The 4,560-nt window shown below is 37.0% G+C and carries 2 protein-coding genes; both read right to left on the minus strand.

The genetic code is table 11. The features are described from left to right. Nucleotides 1–48: 48 nt before the first annotated feature. Nucleotides 49–2,334 (minus strand): ankyrin repeat domain-containing protein, encoded by a 2,286-nt coding sequence (locus D1Z92_RS16920; protein WP_128896860.1) that lies wholly within the window; start codon nucleotides 2,332–2,334, stop codon nucleotides 49–51. A gap of 105 nt (nucleotides 2,335–2,439) precedes the next feature. Beyond that, on the minus strand, nucleotides 2,440–4,560 hold a 2,121-nt coding region (locus D1Z92_RS16925; protein ID WP_128896861.1), incomplete at its 5' end, for an ankyrin repeat domain-containing protein.

Here is a 4,560-nt window from a genome sequence, read left to right on the forward strand (position 1 = left end):
GGTTGCTACTCCAAACCTCTCATCATAAGGTTTGGAGTGTTGTATCTATTATTTCATCGCTTCTTCTAGCAATTTAATGATTTCCTCGTAGTTACCTTCCTCTCTCTCTTCTTTTGCAAGATCTAGTGCTGTTTCAGCAGGATGGTATTCATTAGGTTTAGTCTGCAATGTTGGATCAGCATCAGCTGCAAGTAACATTTTTACTGTTTCTACATTTCCCGATCTCGCTGCGTACATTAACGCAGTGTAACCAGAGTTACTTTGTACGTTAACTTTCGCACCTGCATCGAGTAACATTTTTGAGGTTTCTGCATCACCTTTTACTGCAAGCATCAAGGCTGTACTTCCTGACTCGTTTTGCATATTAACATCCGCATTTGCTCCAAGCAATGCCTTTACTATTTCTTGTGCTTTGATTATAACCTCAGCATCTCTATAACCGACTATATTCATAAGTGGTGTTTCCCCGAATTCATCTTGATGATTTACATTTGCACCTTTATCAATTAAATATTTCGCTACATTCACTTCTTTTAATCTTAATGCATTCATCAATGGGGTTTCTTTTCTTTCATTTTCAATATTGACATCTGCTCCCATATCTACTAATAATTGAACCAATGCAAAATTATTAATAGTACGTGTTGCATTAATTAGTGGACTAGTTTTATCACTCACAATATTGATATCCTCTTTATTCGCACCTTGTTCAATTAAAAAAGTGACAAGCTCTTTATTTTCAAGTGCAGCTATCGTAAGTGGAGTAAATCCATCATTGTCTTTCAGATCCATTTTTGCACCAGCATCCAATAATATGCGTGCCATGTCGACACTATAAGCTAAATGTAATGCTGCTTGTCCTTCTTCATTTTGGAGATTTACGTTGGCATTTGCTTTCGTTAATGCAAGTACAATGTCCTCTTTTGATGTTTGCTGCTCTTCACTGCGTAAGCGATAAAGTGCAATGTTAAGTGCGGTATTCCCCTCAACGTCTTGTAGATTTAAGTTAGCGCCCTTATCAATTAGTTTTTGCACTACTTTGCTATGTCCTTGTTCCGCAGCAAACATAAGTGCTGTCGTATCTTCATATATTTTTTGAGATAGCACATCTATGTTAGCCCCAGCCTGTAGGAGGTAAGATACCATTTCCGTATCGCCGTTTTGCGCTGCAAGCATAAGTGACGTTAATCCTTTTGAGTTTAACTGATCTAAGTTAGCTCCCGCTTCCTCTAACATTTGCACTGTTTCTTTATCCCATTGCGCTGCTAGGGATATTAATGTATCTCCAATTTTATTTGTTGTATTGATATCGAATCCTTTATTTATGATTTGCTGTAAAGCTTGTTTGTCTCCATCTATCATAGCTTCTACTGCTTTATAAAAAGGCTGGTATGCTTTATCAATCGTTGGATTAGCTGCAAGCATAGCAGAAATAATTTCTTTGTTACCCTCTTTAAGTGCTGTGTCTAACAGTGTTTGCCCCTCCATAACAAAGCGTTGATCTGGAAGTAGCTCCACATTAACATCTGCATTTGCATCCAGTAAAAAGGCTACCAGCTCTTTGTTGTTATTTGTGATTGCCATTTGTAACATGGTTTGACCATGTTTATTCCTTGCATTAACATCTTCACCATTTACTATTAACTGCTTCATAGTAGTAAAGTCGTTACTTCTCAATGTTTCATAAAAGGCTTCAATTAAAGCTGGCGTCTTCGAAGCAGAAATGTACACCACATTATCATCACTCCAACTAGTATCTAGGTCAATTCCAGAAAACAGAGCATTCAGGGAAACATAAATAACATTCTCTTTCATTTGAATCGGTAGTTCTACTGTTTCAAGCTCACGTTCTTCTTCAAGCATATACTCTTCATCCATATACTCTTCATCATATGAAGAAATTTTTTCCGATATAATTTCTTTCATCGTAATTTGACCATCAGCAATCTTAATATTGGATGTTTGATCCTGATACGTATAAACCATGTTTTGTGCGTCTATTACTTTCACTGTTCCACCGATGGCTTCTATTGTATCCACAAAAGGAACAAAAATATTTGCCGTAAGAAACCCTGGGTCCTCCACAATTTCTTCATAATACGGAGCATGTTCTGTTTCCAACTTATACCCATCGATAATGATCATAAAATTTATGTTCTGTATTTGTTCATTTGCATTCGTGTTTACATTTGCTAATAACGTAGCTGGTTGCGTTCCATCCGCGACGGCAAATATGCCTCCTGTTAAACTCGTCATCACGAGCACACCACTTGCAATGACCACCCCTGCTTTTTTCTTCTTTACGTTCATAATCGATACTAATCGCTTCTTCATCTCTTTTTTCCCTCCATAAAAGTTTGTCGTTCATGTTTACATCATTTGCAACATAAGAAGTTGCTACTCCAAACCTTATGCGTAAGGTTTGGAGTGTTGTATCTATTACTTCATCGCTTCTTCTAGCAATTTAATGGTTTCATCATAATTTTTATCTCGTATATATTTTTCATTTGCATAGTCTAATGCCGTTTTAGCAGGTAGTTTAAATCTTTCATCAGGTTTTGTCTTCAATGTTGGATCAGCATTAGCCGCAAGTAACACTTTCACCGCTTCTGCATTTGCCGATCTCGCTGCTTCCATCAACGCAGTGTTACCATAGTCATCTTGTACGTTGACTTGCGCTCCTGCATTTAATAGCATTTGTATTGTTTCACCATCTGCCAACCCTGCTGCGTCCATTAGAGCCGTACTACCTCTGTCTCCTTTTATCGTTACATCTGCACCCGCTTGTAACAATAGTTTGGTTACTTCTTCTCTCTTCTCTTCTCCATTCACGTTATATGCATCATCATATGAAAATGTAAACATCAGCGGAGTCATACCATCGTTTACAGCATTTACATCTATATCTTGATCGATTAAATACGCTACTAAATCTACATTATTACTCACAATTGCTTCAATTAAAAGAGAGCCCTCTTCTATATTCACGTTTGCACCATCGTTCACTAACTGTTTAACCTTTTCCAAATCGCCATCGAAAATAACAGCACTTTTTAATGCTTCTGATCCAAAGCTAGCATCGCTTTCCGTTGCTCCTTTTGAAAGTAGAAGTTGCTGCATTTCTTTATTTCCATTCATCACTGCCTCATCCAGTGCACTATATCCTCCTAAGTTTCTAACATCGAGATTGATATTATCGTCCGATTCTATGATTGCACGAGCTAACTTAACGGACGGACTTAAATGTAGTGCCGTTAAACCAAAGTAATTTTGTTTGCTACCATCAGCACCTGCATTAACTAAAGATAGTGCTAATTCTTCACGTAAAGAAGTTCCCCCATGATGTGTTAATGCCATATGTAATGCTGTGTCTCCGTTAATATCTTGTAAATCTACATTTACACCTGCATCCAGTAATACTTGCACTGTATCTTTATGACCCTCATATACTGCAAACATAAGTGCGGAAGACTGTGAGGATTGGTAGGCTTTTGGTGCTTGTTGTAGATCTTTATTTGCTCCTTTTTGCAGTAAGTAGGAAACAACTTCTGTATTGCCTTTCTCAGCTGCTTGCATTAATGGTGTCATACCTTCTGAATTCAATGTATCCACGTTCGCTCCTAATTCAGTCACCATAGCCACTGCTTCTTTATCCCATTGAGCTATTGCAGATAATAATGTATCTCCAGCTTTATTTGGTGTATTCATGTCGAATCCTTTATTCTTCACTTGCTGTAATGCTTGCTGGTTATTATCTAGTATTGCTTGAACTGCTTCATAAAATAATGCATCATCATTGAATTCTGACGTAGCGTTAAGCATCATAGACAGTATCTCTGTGTTACCTTCTTTAATTGCTATATCTAGCAATGTTTGTCCTTTCATTAGATATAACTCTGCGTTAAGATCTACTTTATTATCCAGTAATAACTTTACTAACTCTTTATTTTGTTTTTCTATTGCCATTTGTAAAAGGGGGTCACCATGGCTATTTCTTGCATTTACATCGGATCCATTTGTTATTAATTGCTTCACTTTGCTCAAATCATTTTCTTCATCTTGTACCGCTTCTACTATAGAAGAAGGATTCTCTGTAACTAAGTGTATGATATTGTATTCATCATCCCAACCTATGTCTGCTGGTAGAACTCTGTGTAATTCGTCAAGAGAAACATAAACAACATTCTCTTTTGTTTGCATCGATAGTTCTCTAATGTTAAGTTCACGTTCTGACTCATCGCCGACTGGGAAAGCAATATTGGTTACTTCTGTATTTATTTCTTTCATTGAAATTTGGTCGTTAGCAATTTTAATATTAGATGTCTGATCCTGATACGTATAAACCATATGTTGTGCATCTGTTATTTTCACTGTTCCACCAAAGGCTTCTAATGTATCTACAAAAGGAACAAAAACACTTGATGGATAGTCTTCTGGGTCTTCCTCATTTTCTACATAATATGGAGCGTGTTCTGTGTCCAGCTTATATCCATTGATAATGATCATATGCTCTGCATTTTGTTTGTTCTCATCCGCAACGTTATTCACATTGTCTAATAT

The sequence above is a fragment of the Longirhabdus pacifica genome, assembly GCF_004115085.1.
GTDB lineage: Bacteria > Bacillota > Bacilli > Paenibacillales > DSM-105158 > Longirhabdus > Longirhabdus pacifica.

What these genes read in the sequence shown, in the direction of transcription:
- D1Z92_RS16920 (WP_128896860.1), bottom strand. Translation starts at nt 2,334, where the DNA reads ATGAAGAAGCGATTAGTATCGATTATGAACGTAAAGAAGAAAAAAGCA.